Source organism: Sphaerisporangium cinnabarinum (genome assembly GCF_055567015.1).
In genome coordinates, this window is the sequence record NZ_JBVHRG010000006.1 from 1 (window position 1) to 17575 (window position 17575).

Here is a 17575-nt window from a genome sequence, read left to right on the forward strand (position 1 = left end):
TCGACCTTCTGGTACTCGTCCGCCGCCATCCACAACGTCCCCGCCGACAGGTCGTTCAGCACGATCACCTGCCGGTTCACCCGGTACTCCAGGCGCGCCTGCGGGTCGATCCCCTCCAGGCGGGTGTCCAGGTCACGGTCGGTGCCCTCGCAGTCACGGACCACCTGGCCGGTCGAGGCCCACGCCCCGTACGTGCACGACCCGAGCTGCACGGGCGCCGCCGGTCGCCCCTCGGCCGCGCGGCGGACCGCGTCGCCGCCGCCGAGCGGCTGCGTGACCAGGCCGCGCGACGTCGCGACCACCACGTCGTCGGACGCCGCCGAGGGCTGCTGCAGCCGCGCCTCCGCGCCGTCGTCGAGCGCCACCGCCTTGCCGCCGGGCAGCACGAGCTGCGACGCGGAGCGGTCCAGCACGACCGGCTCGTCGCCGACCGCGGTCACCTCGACCTCGGCACCCGTCCCCACGGGCAGCGTGGTGGACGCGGGCTCCCCCGAGACCGCGCCGCGCGCCGTCGTGCGGACGGTCCACAGCGTCCCCGTCGACGGGACCGCGACGAAGACCGTACCGTCCTGCGCGACGACGACGTCCCCGTCGCCCTCGACCTCGACCGTGGGGTCCAGCTCCTCGGCGTCGAACGACGTCGCGCCGTCGAACGGCAGGACCCACAGCAGGCCCTCCTCGCCGTCGAGGATCGCGGTCGTCGCGCCCCCGGACGCGACCTGCGCCCCCGCCGGGAGGCGCACCTGGCCGTCGAGCTTGAGATGGGCGACGTCCACGGGCGAGGCGGTCCCGGTGCCCGCGTCCTCGAGGAGCACGCGGCCCGCGTCCTGCTGCACGTCGAACGACGCGCTGCCCGCGTTGAGCGTCCCGTCCATCGCCTGGGACTCGTAGTTGAACCGCCCCAGCAGGCCGGCCGACGTCTTCGTCACCCACACGCCCGAGTCGTTGAGGTCCACGTCCGCCGTGGCCTCGCCCTCGGTGAACAGCGCGAGCCCCACCAGCGCGGTGGAGAACACCGACACGGTGCTCACCGACGCGACGGTACGACGATGCTCACGCAGGCGCGCCAGGAAACCCACAAGTCCTCCGAGGAGCCGGATCGGGAGGCGATCGGTCCCCTTCGCCGGCCCCCTCGATCTCGCACTTGCCAGGCGGCCCCACCGATCGCGCAACCGAGGATAACGGGAGAGCGAGTGAGATCCGACACCCGTCCCATGGGGAGAACTCCCCTCTCAGGCCGCGCGGTCCGGCTCCCCCGCCACCGAAGCTCGTCGCGCGTGGCGCGCCCGGCCGGGCCGGACGGGTGTCCCGGGCAACCGGCCTGGGCTCTGCGGGGGCCCCGCGGGCACGACGCCCGCCGCCGGAAAGTTCACCCCGTCGACGGGTCAGGCGGCGCGGTCCGCCAGGGCCTCCGCGAAGGAGCGCAGCGCGTCGCTCACCGGCCCGGCGGGCAGCGCGTCGAGCTCGTCGACGGCGGAGCGGGCCCACCGGACGGCGAGCGCACGCGTCTCGGCGAGCACCTCGTGCCGGCGCAGCGCCGCGACGGCCGCCGCGAGCGCGGCGTCGTCGGTCAGGTCGGAGTCGAGCAGCGCGACGAGCGCCGCGTCGTCCTCCGTCGCGGTCCCCTGGGCGATGCGCGCGCGCAGCAGGAGGACCGGCATCGTCGGGACCTTCTCGCGCAGGTCGGTGCCGGGCGTCTTGCCCGACTCGTCGCCGGAGGACGCGAGGTCCAGCACGTCGTCGGCGAGCTGGAAGGCGACCCCCAGCCGCTCGCCGTACGCCGCGACCGTCTCGACGACGTCGGCCGGGCAGCCGGCGAACATCGCGCCGAGCCGCGCGGACGTCGACAGGAGCGACGCCGTCTTGTCCGCGAGCACCTCGAGGTAGTGCTCGACGGGGTCGTCGCCCTCTCCCGGTCCGGTGGTCTCGTGGAGCTGGCCGAGGCAGAGCCGCTCGAACGTGCGGGCCTGGATGAGCACGGCCTCCGGGCCGAGCGCCGCGACCGTCGACGCGGCGCGCGCGAACAGCAGGTCACCGACCATGATCGCGACGGAGTTCCCCCACACCGCGTGCGCGGACGGCGCACCGCGCCGCACGGGCGCGGAGTCCATGACGTCGTCGTGGTAGAGCGACGCGAGGTGCGTGAGCTCGACGACGACGGCCGCCTCCGCGACCTCGGGCCGTGCCCCGTCCCCGAGCTCGGCAGCGAGCAGCGTGAGCAGGGGGCGCAGGCGCTTGCCCCCGGCGTTCACGAGGTGGCGCGACGCCGTGTCCGCGAGCGGGTCGGCGTGCGCGACGGCGGCCCGGAGCCGGGTCTCGACCTCCGCCAGGCGCTCGGTGAGCGCGGCCGCGAGCTCGGGGTCCGAGATCGGGATCGCGGTGGTCGTCACGGGAGCGGTCCGCTCACGCGGGCCACGGGGCCCGGCGGGCGCGGAGGGGACGGGAGGCACGGAGGTCACGGGACGAACTTAACCGCCTCGGCCGCCAGATCGAGAACCGGGGAGGGGAACACACCGAGGAGGAGCACCCCGATCGCGCACACCGCGATCGCCACGGTCGTCGGTCCGGTCGACCGCACGACGGTCACGCCGGTGCCCTCCGAGGCGTCCGCGCCGCCGTCCGCCGCGTCGCGCTCGCCGCCGGACGGTGCCGTGAAGAACATCAGCACGATGAGGCGGACGTAGAAGAACACCGCCACGGCGGAGGCGAGCACACCGACCACCGCGAGCACCCAGGTGGAGCCACCGCCCTGCCCGTCGGGGCCGGCGATCGCCGCGCCGAACGCGGTGAACTTCGCCACGAACCCGGCGGTCAGCGGGATGCCCGCCATGGAGAGCAGGAAGAGCGAGAAGACGCCGGCGAGCCACGGGCTGCGGCGCCCGAGACCCGCCCACTGGGCGAGGTGGGTGGCCTCGCCGAGCACGGCGACGGGCTCCCGGGACGAGCCGTCCGTGACGTTGTCCGCCGCGTCCGAGCCGTCGGCTCCCCCGGCGCCCGCCCCGACGGTCGCGGCCACCCGCTCGCGCACGGGGGCCGTCTCGCGGACGAGCGTGACGACCGCGAAGGCGCCGACCGTCGCGAGGCCGTAGACGAGGAGGTAGAACACCGTCGCCCGCAGCGAGAGCTGGGAGAAGCCGAGGACGCCGACGAGGATGAAGCCCGCGTGGGCGATCGACGAGTAGGCGAGGAGCCGCTTGACGTCGGTCTGCACGGCACCGACGACGGTCCCGACGACCATGGTGAGCAGCGTGACGATCCACAGCGCGACGAACAGGTCCTCGCGCGTGGCCGGCGACGACTGCGCGAGGCCGAGGCTCACGACGTACAGCACGCGCAGGAGCGCGCCGAACGCCGCCGCCTTGGTGCACGCGGCCATGAAGCCCGTGATCGGCGTCGGTGCCCCCTGGTAGACGTCGGGGGTCCAGGAGTGGAACGGCGCCGCGCCGATCTTGAAGAGGAGCCCCGCGAGGATGAGCAGCGCGCCGACGACGACGAGACCGGGCATGCTCGCGAGCGGGCCCCCGGGCGTCGCGAGGGACTGGTACACCTCGACCAGGTCCACCGAGCCGGCGAACCCGTAGACGAGAGCGACGCCGAACACGAACAGCGCGGACGCGAACGCGCCGAGCAGGAAGTACTTGAACGACGCCTCCTGCGACAGCAGGCGGCGACGCCGGGACATCGCGGACAGCACGTACAGCGGGAGTGAGAGCACCTCGAGCGCGACGAACATCACGAGCAGGTTCCCGGTGGCGGGGAAGATCATCATGCCGCCGACGGCGAACAGCACGAGCGGGTAGACCTCGGTCTGCTCGAGCCCCTTGCGCCGCGTGAGGTCCTCGTACGGCGAGCCGGGGACGGCGGCCGCGGACGGTGCGAACGCGTCCTGGCCGGTCGACGTCCGGTCGGCGATCACGAGGATCGCCAGGAACGCGAGCAGCACGACGATCCCCTGGACCGCGAGCCCGAAGGGGTCGATGACCATCGACCCGCCGAGCACCCGCACGCCGTAGGCGGCGCCGTCCGTGCCCTGGACGGCGGGGTCGCGCCACAGCACGACGACGAACGCGAGCGCCACGGCCGTCGCCAGCAGGGCCAGGACGACCTGCACCGTGCGCCGGACGCGCGCCGGGACGAACGCCTCGACGAGCACGCCGACGACGCCGGCGCCGAGCACGACGAGGACCGGGGCGAGGTACAGCCAGTCGACCGTGGGGGCCACGAAGGAGTCGTTCACGACTCGCTCCCTTCGTCGGAGCTACGAGTGACGGACGTGCCCTGGCCCGAGGAGACCTGCTCGGTCGCCGCGGCGAACGGGTCGGAGCGCGGCGGGTCCTCGACGCCCGCGACCGCGAGGTCGGAGAGCGTCACCTCGGCGGGCTCGCGCACGAGGTCGAGCGCGGGTGCCGGGTAGAACCCGAGGACGAGGAGGGCGACCAGCAGCGGCGCGACGACCCACTTCTCGCGCGCGCCCAGGTCGGGGAGCTGTTCCAGCCCCTCGCGCGTGCCGCCCGTGAAGACCCGCTGGTAGGTGAGGAGCACGTAGAGCGCGGCGAGCACGACGCCGAGCACCGCGACGAGCGCGGCCCACGGGCTGCGCGCGAACGTCCCGACGAGGACCATGATCTCGCTGACGAACGTCGACAGGCCCGGCAGCGACAGCGCGGACAGGCCCGCCACGAGGAACGTGCCCGCGAGCACCGGGACGACCTTCTGGAGGCCGCCGTAGTCCGCGATGCGCTGCGACCGCTCGGGGTGCCGCGCGACGAGGAAGCCTGCCAGGAGGAAGAGCGCCCCGGTCGAGATGCCGTGGTTCACCATGTAGAGCGACGAGCCGGACACGCTGAGCGACGTGAACGCGAAGATGCCGAGCACGATGAACCCGAAGTGCGACACCGACGTGTAGGCGATGAGGCGCATGAGGTCGCTCTGCCCGATCGCCATGAGCGCGCCGTAGAGGATCGACACCACGGCGAGCACCACGACGACGGGCGCCGCCCACCTGCTCGCGTTCGGGAACAGCGGCAGGCACAGCGTGAGCATCCCGAACGTGCCCACCTTGTCCAGGACGCCGACGAGCAGGGTGGACGTCCCGGCGGGCGCGTGCTGCGCGGCGTCGGGCAGCCAGGTGTGCACGGGGAAGAGCGGCGCCTTGATGGCGAAGGCGAGGAAGAAGCCGAGGAACAGCAGCCGCTCGATCGTGACCGGCATCGGGGTCTCCGCGAAGTACCCCACGAGGTTCGCCGTGAGGAACGCGTCCTCGGGCCGCGCGCCCGTGGCCGGGTCGATCGGCACCTGCACGTAGAGCGCGATGACGGCCGCGAGCATGATGAGGCCGCCCGCGAGCGAGAACAGCAGGAACTTCACGGCGGCGTAGCGCCGCCGTGCCCCGACGCCGAACCCGCCGATCATGAAGTAGACCGGGATCAGCATGGCCTCGAACAGCACGTAGAAGAGGAACACGTCGCGCGCGACGAACACCGCGACCATGAACGCCTCGAGCAGCAGCACGAGCGCGAGGTAGTGGCGCAGGCGGCGGACGTCGCCGTCCTGCTCCTTCCACGCGGCGAGCACGACGAGCGGGACCAGCAGCACCGAGAGCGCGACGAGCGCGAGCGCGACGCCGTCGGCGCCCACCGCGTAGCTCGCCCCGATCTGCGGGATCCAGCGGTACGTCTCGGCGAGCTGGTGGGTGCCCGCCGCCGACGTGTCGAACGCGGTGAACGCGCCGACGAGCAGGCCGAGCTCGACGAGCGCCGCACCGAGCGCGATGCCGCGCACGGCACGCAGCGCGCCGGCACCGACGCCGCGCGTGCGGGCGGCGGCCGTGAGCCACACCGCCGCGGCACCCACCAGGGGCCAGGCGATGAGCAGGGACAACCAGGGGACGGAGGTGGTCATGGGTGTCTCCCTCTCAGCTCGCGGAGCCGGTGGTCAGGGCGAGGACGACGGCGACGACGACCACGAGGCCGCCGAGCATCGTCGCGCCGTACGAGCGCACGTAGCCGTTCTGCCAGCCGCGGAGCCACTCCCCCACCTTGCCGACGAGTCCCGCCAGGCCCATCCAGCCGCCGTCGACCATCTCCTTGTCGGCGTAGACGAGCGAGCGCGTGAGGTACTGGCCGGGGCGCATGAACACGGTCTCGTTGACGTCGTCCTGGTACAGGTCGCGCCGGGCCGCGCGCGTGAGCACCGAGCCGCGCGGGGCGCGGACCGGGACGCTCGACATCGCGTACTGGCGCCACGCGAGCGCCGCGCCAGCGAGGACCAGCAGGAGCGTCAGGGCGATGAGCGACCAGACGGGCAGCACCGGCTCGTGGTGCTCGGCGTGCCCCGTGACGGGCTCGAGCCACGTGACGAAGCGCGAGCCCGCGGCGAGGATGCCGCCCAGGGCCACCGACCCGACGGCGAGCACGATCATCGGCCACGTCATGAGACGCGGGGACTCGTGCGGGTGCTGGACGGGACCGTCCTGCGGGCCGAGGCCGTCCACGGAGCCGCTGCCGTCGTTCCAGCGGCGGCGTCCGGAGAACGTCATGAAGAACAGGCGCGACATGTAGAACGCGGTGATGCCCGCGCCGAGCAGCGCGACGCCGCCGAAGACCCAGGCCCGCCACGGCTCGCCGTCCACGGGGACGAAGGCGGCCTCGATGATCTTGTCCTTGCTCCAGAAGCCCGAGAACGGCGGGATGCCGAGGATCGCGAGCCAGCCCATCATGAACGTGATCCACGTGACCTTCATGTACCGCGCCAGGCCGCCGAAGCGGCGCATGTCGACCTGGTCGTCCATGCCGTGCATCACCGACCCGGCACCGAGGAACATGCCGGCCTTGAAGAAGCCGTGCGTCACGAGGTGGAAGATCGCGAACGCGTAACCGATCGGGCCGAGCCCGGCCGCGAGGATCATGTAACCGATCTGCGACATGGTCGACGCGGCGAGCGCCTTCTTGATGTCGTCCTTCGCGCAGCCGACGATCGCCCCGAAGAGCAGCGTCACCGCACCGACGATCACCACGACGAGCTGCGCCGTCGGCGCGCCCTCGAAGATCGGCGCGGACCGCACGACGAGATAGACGCCCGCCGTGACCATGGTGGCCGCGTGGATGAGGGCGGAGACCGGCGTCGGGCCGGCCATCGCGTCCCCGAGCCACGCCTGGAGCGGGAACTGCGCGGACTTGCCGCACGCCGCGAGCAGGAGCGCGAGGCCCGTCGCCGTGAGCAGCGCGGTCGAGGCCTCCGGCACGCGGGCGAACACGGTGCTGAAGTCGAGCGCGCCGAACGTCGCGAACATGAGCATGAGCGCGACGATGAGGCCGATGTCGCCCACGCGGTTCATGACGAACGCCTTCTTCGCCGCGACCGCGTACGCCCGGTTGTGGTTCCAGAACCCGATGAGCAGGTACGACGCGAGCCCGACGCCCTCCCAGCCGACGAACAGCAGGAGGAACGAGTCGGCCAGGACGAGGACGAGCATCGCCGCGATGAACAGGTTGAGGTACGCGAAGAACCGGCGCCGGTCGCGGTCGTGCGCCATGTAGGCGACCGCGTAGACGTGGATGAGCGTGCCCACGAACGTCACGAGGAGCACGAACGTCAGGGACAGCGGGTCGATCCGCAGCCCGACGGCGAGGTCGAGACCGCCGGACACGATCCAGTCGAACAGGCGGTAGTCCACGACGCGCTCGTCGACCGGGAGGCCCAGCATCGACAGGAAGAGGACCAGGCCCACGACGAACGCCGCGGCGGACATGAGCACGCCGAACCAGGCGCCCCAGCGGTCGCTGCGGCGGCCCGCGAGCAGCAGGACGGCCGCCCCGACGAGCGGGAGCAGCACGAGCAGCGGTGCGGCGAGGAACGCGCCCGGGACCGTCTCGGTCGCGGGCACGACGTCGGTCGCGGTCAGCAGTCCGCCCACCGACGGCAGGGCGGGAAGGAGCATCGTCATCGGTGCCGGCCCCTCAGCTCTTGAGCAGGTTGACGTCGTCGACCGAGGCGGACCGACGGGTGCGGAAGATGGACACGATGATCGCGAGGCCGACGACGACCTCCGCCGCCGCGACCACCATGACGAAGAACGCGAGGACCTGGCCGGTCACGTCGCCGTGCATGCGGGCGAACGTGACGAACGCGAGGTTGGTCGCGTTGAGCATGAGCTCGACGCCCATGAACACGATGATCGCGTTGCGGCGCAGCAGGACCGTCGCGGCGCCGATCGCGAAGAGGATCGAGGCCAGCACGAGGTAGTGGGTGAGCTCCATCAGTCCTCTCCTCCCGGGGTCGCGCCGGGCACGCGGGACCGGCCCGGGTCGTCAGGACCCGCGACGTCGCCGGCGGGCGCCTCGCCCTCGGGCTGCTCGGCCGTCGCGGCCTGCACCACGCGCTCGTTCGCGTCCTGGGCGCGCAGCGCGGGCAGGGCGCGCTGCGGCTCGTGCTCGACGAGCACGTCGCGCTCGGCCTCGAGGATCGTGCCGGCCGAGCGCTCCTGGCCGCGGATCCGCAGGATGCGGGACACCGACTCCTCGATGGGCCGGCCCTGCGGGTCGAGGGCCGGCGTGTCCATCGCGTTGTTCTGCGCGTAGACGCCGGGCGCGGCGAGCGGCGTGAGCCGGCCGCCCGAGGGCAGGGCCGCGACCTTCGCGTCCGCCTGCTCGCGCTGGCCGACCTTCGGGGTGAGGCGGCGCCGGTGCGTGAGCACGAGCGCCGAGACCGCGGCGGTGATGAGCAGGATGCCCACGACCTCCATCGCGAACACGTAGTCCGCGAAGAGCACGCGTGCGAGCGCGACCGGGTTCGTCACCGCGTTCGCGGCCTCGAGGCCGACCGCGGGCGGGAACGCCGCCTGCGAGACGACGCCGACCAGCACCGCCCCGAGCCCGAGCCCGAGCAGCACGCCGATCCAGCGCTGGCCGCGGATCGTCTCGACGAGCGAGTCCGACGCGTCGACGCCGACGAGCATGAGCACGAAGAGGAACAGCATCATCACGGCGCCCGTATAGACGACCACCTGGACGACGCCGAGGAACGACGCCTCCTGCGCGATGTAGAGGATCGCGAGGTCGACCATGACGAACATGACCGCGATGGCGGCGTGCACCGCCTTGCGTGCGAAGAGCAGCGAGAGCGCCGCGAGCACCATGAGAGGGGCGAGGACCCAGAACAGGACCGCCTCGCCGCCGCCCCCGATCACCGCGCGCCCTTCCGGGCCGACGGACGGGCGGACCGCCCGGACGGCTGCGTGACCCGCCGGACCTCCGGCTCGCGGCCCGCCTGCTCCGGCGGGAGCGTCGGGTCGTCCGGCCGGTGCTCGCGCACCCACTCCACCTGCTCGGCCACCGGGCCGCTCACCTCTCCGCGGTAGTACTCGGTGTCCGACGTCCCGGGCACCATCGGGTGCGGCGCGGCGAGCATGCCCTCGCGCAGCGGCGCGAGGAGGTCCTGCTTCTCCCAGATCATGCCCTCGCGCGTCGGCCCGGCGAGCTCGTACTCGTTGGTCATCGTCAGCGCGCGCGTCGGGCACGCCTCGATGCACAGCCCGCAGAAGATGCAGCGCAGGTAGTTGATCTGGTAGACGCGGCCGTACCGCTCGCCGGGCGACATGTGGCCGCCGTCGGGGAGGTCCGCGTTGTCCGCGCCCTCGACGTAGATCGCGTCCGCGGGGCACGCCCAGGCACACAGCTCGCACCCGATGCACTTCTCGAGCCCGTCGGGGTACCGGTTGAGCTGGTGCCGGCCGTGGTAGCGCGGCTTGGGCGGCACCTTCTGGCGCGGGTACTGCTCCGTCACGGTCGGCCGGAACATCGAGGAGAAGGTCACGCCGAACCCGGCGACGGGCGCGACGAGCTCGCGCAGGCCCTTCGCCTGCGGGCGGCGGACCTCGTACTCACCCGGCCGGTCCGGCTTCTGGTCGTCAGCCACGGTCGACCTCCTTGTCGTGCGGTGTGTCGCGGGGAGCACCGGCACCCGGTGCGGCGGACGCCCGGGCGGTGCCCGCGTCGTCGGGCACGAGGGCCCGACGACGCGGCGAGGGCGGGAGCGACTGGCCGGGCAGCGGCGGGACGGGGAAGCCGCCGGCGAACGCGTCGAACGGCTCGGGCGCGGCGCCCGCGGCGCGCGGAGCCGACCCGGGCGGCGCCTTCTTCTCGGGCCAGAACCAGACGACGACCACCACCACGAGGGCTATCGCGACCGCGATCCCGATGAACACGCGCAGGTCCACGTCGAGGAACTGGCGCACGGCCTGGGCGACGGCGAGCAGCACGAGCCACGCGAGCGCGAACGGGATGAGGACCTTCCAGCCGAAGCGCATGAACTGGTCGTAGCGCAGGCGCAGCAGCGTGCCGCGCACCCACACGAAGAAGAACATGACGGCCCAGACCTTGACGAGGAACCAGAGGATCGGCCACCAGCCCTCGTTGAGCATCCCGTCGTTGATCGCCGAGAGCGGCCACGGGGCACGCCACCCGCCGAGGAACAGCGTCGTCGCGACCGCGGAGACGTTGAGCATGTTGATGTACTCCGCGAGGAAGAACCACGCGAACTTCATCGACGAGTACTCGGTCATGTACCCCGACACGAGCTCGCCCTCGGCCTCGGGGAGGTCGAACGGGAGGCGGTTCGTCTCGCCGACCATGGAGATCACGTAGATGACGAACGCCGGCAGGAGCGGGAGGAACCACCACAGCTGCGTCTGCGAGTCGACGATGCGCGAGGTCGACATCGACCCCGCCATGAGGAAGACGGAGACGAGCGACAGGCCCATCGCGAGCTCGTAGCTGATGACCTGGGCCGTCGAGCGGACCGACCCGAGCAGCGGGTACGTCGAGCCGGACGACCAGCCGCCGAGCACGATCCCGTACACGCCGAGCGACGCGCACGCGAGGATGTAGAGCGTCGCGACCGGGAAGTCGGTGAGCTGGGCAGGCGTCACGTAGTCCGTGAACGGGATCTGCACCTCGGGCCCGAACGGGATGACCGCGAACACGAGGAGCGCGCAGAACACGGAGATCATCGGCGCGAGCAGGTAGACGAACTTGTCGGCCGCCTTGACGGTGATGTCCTCCTTGAGCAGGAGCTTCATCGCGTCGGCGAGGGACTGGAGCAGGCCGAACGGGCCGTGCCAGTTCGGGCCGGGCCGCACCTGCATGCGGGCGACGACCTTGCGCTCGAACCAGATCGCGAACAGCACGCTCGTCAGCAGGAAGACGAGGATGAGGACGGCCTTGACGAGGTACGTCCAGCCGTTGTCCTGCGAGAAGTTCGCCGTGATGCCGGGCACCGCCGGCGTCTCGGTGGCCAGCGCGTGGAGCGCGTGCAGGCCGCTCATGCGCCCTCCCCTCCGTCGGTGGTCCCCGGCTCGAGCCGGACGAGGTCGCCCGGCACCGCGCCGAGCGTGGCGTGCACGGACGACCCCGGCGAGCGCAGCGGCAGCCACACCACGTGGTCGACCATGTCGGTCACCACCACGGGGAGCGTGACCGCGCCCCGGTCGGTGACGACGCGCACGAGCTCGCCGTCGAACACGTCGACCGCGGCGGCCGTGGCCGCCGACAGGCGGGCCACGGGGCGCTTGGCCGTGCCGGCCAGGTAGCGCTCGCCGTCCTGGCCGCGCGCGTCGTCGAGGAGGAGGCGCCAGCTCGCGAGGACCGCGGTCCCCGGCGCGACGGCGGGCGGCTCGGTCGCGTCGACCGTGGGCGCCGCGGCGCGCGCGCCGTCCCACGCGCCGTCGCCCACGAGCTGCTCGAGCTCGGCGCGCACGGCCTCGAGCGTCGACAGGCCGAGCGGGGCGCCGGCGGCGTCCGCGAGCGCGTCGAGCACGCGGTGGTCGGGCATCGCGGTCGAGGCGAGCGCGGCCGGGAACGGGCGCACGCGCCCCTCCCAGCTCACGAACGCCCCGGCCCGCTCCACGGGCGGCGCGACCGGGAGGACGACGTCGGCGAGGTCCGTCACCGCCGAGCGCCGCACCTCGAGCGAGACGACGACGTCCGCCGCCTCGAGCGCGCGGCGCGCGTGCGCCGGGTCGGGCAGGTCGTCGAGCTCGAGCCCGCCCACGAGGACGCCCGCGAGCTGGCCGACCGAGAGCGCGTCGAGCATCTCCCCCAGGTCGCGGCCCGGGGCCGTGGGCAGCCCCGCGGGGTGGTCCTCGGTCGTCGCCGCGCCCCACACGGTCGCGACGTCCACGCGGGCCGCGGCGTCGGCGACCGGGCGGCCGCCCGGCAGGAGGTTGGGCAGCGTGCCCGCCTCGACGCCGCCCCGCTCGCCTGCTCGGCGCGGGACCCAGGCGACGCGCGCGCCCGTCGCGGCGACCGCGCGCAGCAGCGCGCTGTAGCCGCCGGGCGTCGCGGCGAGCCGCTCCCCCACGAGGACGACCGCGCCCGCCTGCCGGAGCGCGTCGCTCGCGTCGGCGAGGACGTCGTCGGTGCCGCTCGCCTCGTCGAGCGTGCGGACCCGGTCGCCCGCGGCGATGCCGTCGAGCCACTCCGCCTCGGTGCCCGGGGCGGCGGGGAGCAGCGTGCCGTGCATGCGCTGCACGCCGCGCGACGCGAACGGCGCCACGGAGAACACGCGGACCCGGTGCCGCAGCGCGCCCTTGCGCAGGCGCAGGAACGCGACGCCCGCCTCCTCCTCGGCCTCGAGGCCGACGAGCAGGACCGCGGGGGCCTTCTCGAGGTCGGGGAAGGTCACGCCGAGACCGGTGCCGGCGACGGCGTGCGCGAGGAAGTCCGCCTCCTCCGCGCTGTGCGCGCGGGCCCGGTGGTCGACGTCGTTGGTGCGCAGCCACGTGCGCGCGAGCTTGGCGTACGCGTACGCGTCCTCGACCGTGAGCCGCCCGCCGGGCAGGACGCCGACCCCGCCCGCGTCGCGGGCCCGGGTCAGGGCGTCGGCCGCGACCTCGAGCGCCTCGGCCCACGAGGCCGGGCGCAGCTCGCCGCGCGTCACCGTGCCGTCCGGCGCGACCTCGTGGTCGCGCACGAGCGGGTGCGTGAGGCGGTCCGGCGCGGACTGCCACGTGAAGGCGAAGCGGTCCCGGTCAGTGATCCACTCCTCGTTGACGAGCGGGTCCTGGCCGGCGAGACGGCGCAGCACGACGCCCCGGCGGTGGTCGACGCGGATCGCCGACCCGGACGAGTCGTGCTCGGCGACCGACGGCGTCGAGACCAGGTCGAACGGGCGCGACCGGAAGCGGTACGCCGCACCCGTGAGCGCGCCGACCGGGCAGATCTGCACGGTGTTGCCGGAGAAGTACGACGCGAACGGGAGTCCGGCCTCGTCCTCCAGCGCCAGGCCCACCGGGCGGTCGCCGGGCGCCTCGCCCGCGGGGGGCGCGAAGTCGAGCACGGCCTCGTCGAAGCGGCCGATCTGCTGCGCGGCGCCGCGCTTCTGCAGGTCGATGAACGCGTCGCCCGCGATCTCCTGCGAGAACCGCGTGCACCGCTGGCACAGGACGCAGCGCTCGCGGTCGAGCAGGATCGTCGTCGAGACGGCGATCGGCTTCGGGAACGTGCGCTTGACGTCGACGAACCGGCTCGTCGCCCGCCCGTTGCTCATCGCCTGGTTCTGCAGGGGGCACTCGCCGCCCTTGTCGCACACCGGGCAGTCGAGCGGGTGGTTGATGAGCAGCAGCTCCATGATCCCGTGCTGCGCCTTGTCGGCGACCGGGCTCGTGCGCTGCGTCTTGACCACCATGCCCGGCGTCGCCTCGAGCGTGCACGACGCCTGCGGCTTCGGCATGGGCCGCACGTTGCCCTCGCGGTCGGGCGCCGCGACCTCGACGAGGCACTGGCGGCACGCCCCGGCGGGCTCGAGCAGCGGGTGGTCGCAGAACCGCGGGATCTGGATCCCGATCTGCTCGGCCGCGCGGATCACGAGCGTGCCCTTGGGCACCGACATCTCGATGTCGTCGATCGTGAACGTCACCTGGTCCGCGGGGGCCGGGGGCTTGGCCGCGCCGCCCGAGGGCGCGACGGCCGAGGAGCCGGTGCCCGGGGCGGGGGTCGTGGTCGTCATCAGTGCACTCCTGCCGTCAGGACGCGGGCCGGGCGGGGCGTGTAGTCGAAGAGCGCGGAGGCCGCCGGGTCGAACGGGCAGCGGTGCTCCGTGATGTGCGCCTCGTACTCGTCGCGGAACAGCGCGATGCTGCTCGTGACGGGCGACGTGGCGCCGTCGCCGAGCGCGCAGAACGCGCGGCCCAGGATGTTGTCGCACGTGTCGAGGAGCAGGTCGAGGTCGGCCTCCGTGCCCTGGCCCGCCTCGATGCGCGCCAGGACCTGCTTCATCCAGTACGTGCCCTCGCGGCACGGCGTGCACTTGCCGCACGACTCGTGCGCGTAGAAGTCGGTCCACCGGCTCACGGCCCGCACGACGCACGTCGTCTCGTCGAAGAGCTGGAGCGCGCGCGTGCCGAGCATCGAGCCCGCCGCCGCGACCGACTCGTAGTCGAGCGGGGTGTCGAGGTGCGCGTCGGTGAACAGCGGCGTCGACGAGCCGCCCGGCGTCCAGAACTTCAGCGCCTTGCCCCCGCGCATCCCGCCCGCGAGGTCGAGCAGCTCGCGCAGCGTCGTGCCGAGCGGAGCCTCGTACTGCCCCGGCCACGTCACGTGCCCGGAGAGCGAGAACAGGCCGACGCCGGCCGAGCGCTCCGTGCCCATCGACGTGAACCAGTCCGCGCCGCGCGCGACGATCGAGGGCACGCTCGCGATCGACTCGACGTTGTTCACGACCGTCGGCCGCGCGTACAGGCCCGCGACCGCGGGGAACGGCGGCTTGAGCCGCGGCTGCCCGCGACGGCCCTCGAGCGAGTCGAGCAGCGCCGTCTCCTCGCCGCAGATGTACGCGCCGGCCCCGGCGTGGACCGTGACGTCGAGGTCGAAGCCCGACCCGAGCACGTCCTTGCCGAGGTAGCCCGCTTCGTACGCCTCCTCGACCGCGCGCAGCAGGCGGCGGTACACGTGCAGCACCTCGCCGCGCACGTAGATGAACGCGTGGTCGCACCCGATCGCGTACGACGTGATCGCCACGCCCTCGACGAGCGCCTGCGGGCTCGCGAGCATGAGCGGGATGTCCTTGCACGTGCCCGGCTCGGACTCGTCCGCGTTGACGACGAGGTAGCGCGGGCCGCCGTCGGGCGCGGGCAGGAAGCCCCACTTCATGCCCGTGGGGAACCCCGCGCCGCCGCGGCCGCGCAGGCCCGACGCCTTGACCGTCGCGACGACGTCGCCCGGCTCCTGCCCGAGCGCCGCGCGCAGGCCCGCGTAGCCGCCGCGGTCCAGGTACGACGCGAGCGTCCAGGACCGGTCCGCGTCCCACGTGTCCGACAGGACCGGGGTCAGCGGGTCCGGCGCCGGACGGGTCTCGGTGCTCTGCTGCTCGCTCATGCGTCCGCTCCCTTCGACGGGTCGGGCTTCGTGCCGGGCGACTCGGCCTTGCCGCCGGGGTCGACGTCGGCGTCGGTCGTCGGCTTCCGCTCGGCGCTCGACTGCGCCTCGCCGGCGTCCGGCGCACCGCCGGCGGGGGCGCCGCCGTCCGGGGCCGCCTCCGCGTCCGTCTCACCGGTCGGTGCGGTCCAGCCGTGCTCGCGCGCGAGCCGCAGGCCGGCGAGGGTGGGCTCGCCCGCGCCGACGCCCTCGTCGGCGCGGCCGTCGGTGAAGCCGGCGAGCACGCGGCTCATCTGCTTGAACGTGCACACGCTCGCCGCGCCGCGCGTCGGGGCGACGGCCTCGCCGGCGCGGAGCCGGTCCACGACGTCCGTCGCGCTGCCGGGGGTCTGGTTGTCGAAGAACTCCCAGTTGACCATCATCACGGGCGCGTAGTCGCAGGCCGCGTTGCACTCCACGCGCTCGAGCGTGATCGCGCCGTCCTCGGTCGTCTCGTCGTGCCCGACGCCGAGGTGCTCCGACAGCTCGTCGAAGATCGCGTCGCCGCCCATGATCGCGCACAGCGTGTTCGTGCAGACGCCCACGGTGTAGGTGCCGTTGGGGTGGCGCTTGTACTGGGTGTAGAACGTCGCGACGGCGGAGACCTCGGCCGCGGTGAGGCCGAGCTGCTCCGCGCAGAACAGGATGCCGTCGCGCGACACGTAGCCGTCCTCGGACTGCACGAGGTGCAGCATCGGCAGCAGCGCGGAGCGGGACTCGGGGTAGCGCGCGACGATCTGCGCGGCGTCGGCGGCGAGGCGCGCCGTCGTCTCCGCGTCGTACCCGGGGCGCGCCCGCCGGGCGGGCGTCCCGTCCGTCGCAGGTCCGGCGTCGATGGTCATCGGTCCACCCCTCCCAGCACGGGGTCCAGGGACGCGACCGCGACCACGACGTCGGCCACCTGGCCGCCCTCGCACATCGCCGCCACGGCCTGGAGGTTGTTGAACGACGGGTCGCGGAAGTGCGCCCGGTAGGGGCGTGTGCCGCCGTCGGACACGAGGTGCACCCCGAGCTCGCCGCGCGGGTGCTCCACGGTCTGCCACGCCTGCCCCACGGGGACCCGGAAGCCCTCGGTGACGAGCTTGAAGTGGTGGATCAGGGCCTCCATCGAGGAGCCCATGATCTCCTTGATGTGCTCGAGCGAGTTGCCCTGGCCGTCGCTCCCGATCGCGAGCTGCGCGGGCCACGCGATCTTGCGGTCGCCCACCATGACGGGCTGGCCCGCCGTCGCCTCGAGGCGGTCGAGGCACTGCGCGACGATGTGCAGCGACTGGTAGCACTCCTCGAGCCGCAGCACGACGCGGTCGTAGCAGTCGGCGCCCGTCGCGGTCGGGACGTCGAAGTCGTACGTCTCGTAGCCGCAGTACGGGTCGGACTTGCGCACGTCGTACGGGTGGCCCGTCGAGCGCAGCACCGGGCCGGTGACGCCGAGCGCCATGCAGCCCGCGAGGTTGAGGTGCCCGACCCCGACGAGGCGCCCCTTGAAGATGGGGTTGGCGAGCATGAGGTCGCCGAGCTGGCCGAGGTAGCGGCGCACGAGCGGGTCCGCCCGGCGGACCTGCTCGACGAGGTCCGGCGGCACGTCCTGCGCGACGCCGCCCGGGCGAACGTACGCGTGGTTCATGCGCAGCCCCGTGACCGCCTCGAAGATCCGCAGGATCTCCTCGCGCGCGGTGAACGCGATGGTCATGACGGTCGTCGCGCCCATCTCGTTGCCGCCCGTGCCGAGGCACACGAGGTGGGACGCGATGCGGTTGAGCTCCATCATCAGCACGCGGATGACGCTCGCCCGCTCGGGCACGTCGTCCGTGATGCCGAGGAGCTTCTCGACCGCGAGGCAGTAGGCCGTCTCCTGGAACAGCGGCGCGAGGTAGTCCATGCGGGTGCAGAACGTGACGCCCTGCGTCCACGTCCGGAACTCCATGTTCTTCTCGATGCCGGTGTGCAGGTAGCCGATGCCGCAGCGCGCCTCGGTGACCGTCTCGCCGTCGATCTCGAGCATGAGGCGGAGCACGCCGTGCGTCGACGGGTGCTGCGGGCCCATGTTGACGACGATGCGCTCCTCGCCGAGCGCGGCGGCCGCGACGGCGCTCTCCGCGATCTCGGCCCAGTCGCCGCCGGACGCCTCGAAGCTCGGGACGCCGGGGTCGAAGTCGCCGACGGGC

At 73.3% G+C, this 17575-nt stretch carries 11 protein-coding genes and 2 pseudogenes; all 13 read right to left on the reverse strand.

Going from position 1 to position 17575, the window contains the following annotated elements:
• The coding region (locus ACZ4MO_RS10135; RefSeq protein WP_499278798.1) for a hypothetical protein at positions 1-1031 on the reverse strand (1031 nt) is incomplete at its 3' end.
• A 354-nt stretch (positions 1032-1385) separates the two neighbouring features.
• The gene (locus ACZ4MO_RS10140; RefSeq protein WP_074808834.1) at positions 1386-2390 is read right to left on the reverse strand and encodes a polyprenyl synthetase family protein; all 1005 of its coding nucleotides are present in this window, start codon (positions 2388-2390) and stop codon (positions 1386-1388) included.
• Between the two features lie 65 nt (positions 2391-2455).
• Entirely contained in the window at positions 2456-4237 is a 1782-nt protein-coding gene (gene nuoN, locus ACZ4MO_RS10145) for an NADH-quinone oxidoreductase subunit NuoN (RefSeq protein WP_175007760.1), read from the reverse strand.
• Positions 4234-5901, reverse strand: coding sequence for an NADH-quinone oxidoreductase subunit M (locus ACZ4MO_RS10150; protein ID WP_175007759.1), 1668 nt, complete (start codon positions 5899-5901; stop codon positions 4234-4236). The genes nuoN and ACZ4MO_RS10150 overlap by 4 nt, the downstream gene beginning before the upstream one ends.
• Before the next feature lie 13 nt (positions 5902-5914).
• Positions 5915-7939 carry an NADH-quinone oxidoreductase subunit L gene (nuoL, locus tag ACZ4MO_RS10155; RefSeq protein WP_175007809.1) on the reverse strand — a complete coding sequence of 675 codons (2025 nt, stop codon included), beginning with the start codon at positions 7937-7939 and terminating at the stop codon, positions 5915-5917.
• A gap of 19 nt (positions 7940-7958) precedes the next feature.
• Positions 7959-8258, reverse strand: coding sequence for an NADH-quinone oxidoreductase subunit NuoK (nuoK, locus tag ACZ4MO_RS10160; protein WP_074808829.1), 300 nt, complete (start codon positions 8256-8258; stop codon positions 7959-7961).
• A complete protein-coding gene (locus tag ACZ4MO_RS10165; protein WP_175007758.1) occupies positions 8258-9187 on the reverse strand; it encodes an NADH-quinone oxidoreductase subunit J in 930 nt (309 codons plus the stop codon). Before ACZ4MO_RS10165 ends, nuoK begins: the two co-directional genes overlap by 1 nt.
• 158 nt (positions 9188-9345) lie before the next feature.
• Positions 9346-9849: pseudogene (gene nuoI, locus ACZ4MO_RS10170) on the reverse strand (NADH-quinone oxidoreductase subunit NuoI); the annotation flags it as partial.
• Positions 9850-9907: 58 nt separating this feature from the next.
• Positions 9908-11323, reverse strand: a complete 1416-nt coding sequence (nuoH, locus tag ACZ4MO_RS10175) for an NADH-quinone oxidoreductase subunit NuoH (RefSeq protein WP_175007756.1) — start codon at positions 11321-11323, stop codon at positions 9908-9910.
• On the reverse strand, positions 11320-14004 hold the full coding sequence (locus ACZ4MO_RS10180) for an NADH-quinone oxidoreductase subunit G (RefSeq protein ID WP_175007755.1): 2685 nt from the start codon (positions 14002-14004) through the stop codon (positions 11320-11322). The genes nuoH and ACZ4MO_RS10180 overlap by 4 nt, the downstream gene beginning before the upstream one ends.
• Positions 14004-15371, reverse strand: a complete 1368-nt coding sequence (gene nuoF / locus ACZ4MO_RS10185; RefSeq protein WP_175007754.1) for an NADH-quinone oxidoreductase subunit NuoF — start codon at positions 15369-15371, stop codon at positions 14004-14006. Before nuoF ends, ACZ4MO_RS10180 begins: the two co-directional genes overlap by 1 nt.
• 107 nt (positions 15372-15478) lie before the next feature.
• Positions 15479-16252 (reverse strand): annotated as a pseudogene (gene nuoE / locus ACZ4MO_RS10190) (NADH-quinone oxidoreductase subunit NuoE); the annotation flags it as partial.
• Positions 16249-17511: an NADH-quinone oxidoreductase subunit D gene (locus ACZ4MO_RS10195; protein WP_228485391.1), complete on the reverse strand. Its 1263-nt coding sequence runs from the start codon at positions 17509-17511 to the stop codon at positions 16249-16251. The pseudogene nuoE and the gene ACZ4MO_RS10195, both read right to left, overlap by 4 nt.
• Between the last annotated feature and the right edge of the window lie 64 nt (positions 17512-17575).

Coding starts and splice junctions, on each gene's coding strand:
- nuoL (WP_175007809.1), bottom strand. CDS start 7,939: ATGCTCCTTCCCGCCCTGCCGTCGGTGGGCGGACTGCTGACCGCGACC.
- ACZ4MO_RS10150 (WP_175007759.1), bottom strand. CDS start 5,901: ATGACCACCTCCGTCCCCTGGTTGTCCCTGCTCATCGCCTGGCCCCTG.
- nuoF (WP_175007754.1), bottom strand. CDS start 15,371: ATGAGCGAGCAGCAGAGCACCGAGACCCGTCCGGCGCCGGACCCGCTG.
- nuoH (WP_175007756.1), bottom strand. CDS start 11,323: ATGAGCGGCCTGCACGCGCTCCACGCGCTGGCCACCGAGACGCCGGCG.
- ACZ4MO_RS10180 (WP_175007755.1), bottom strand. CDS start 14,004: ATGACGACCACGACCCCCGCCCCGGGCACCGGCTCCTCGGCCGTCGCG.
- nuoK (WP_074808829.1), bottom strand. CDS start 8,258: ATGGAGCTCACCCACTACCTCGTGCTGGCCTCGATCCTCTTCGCGATC.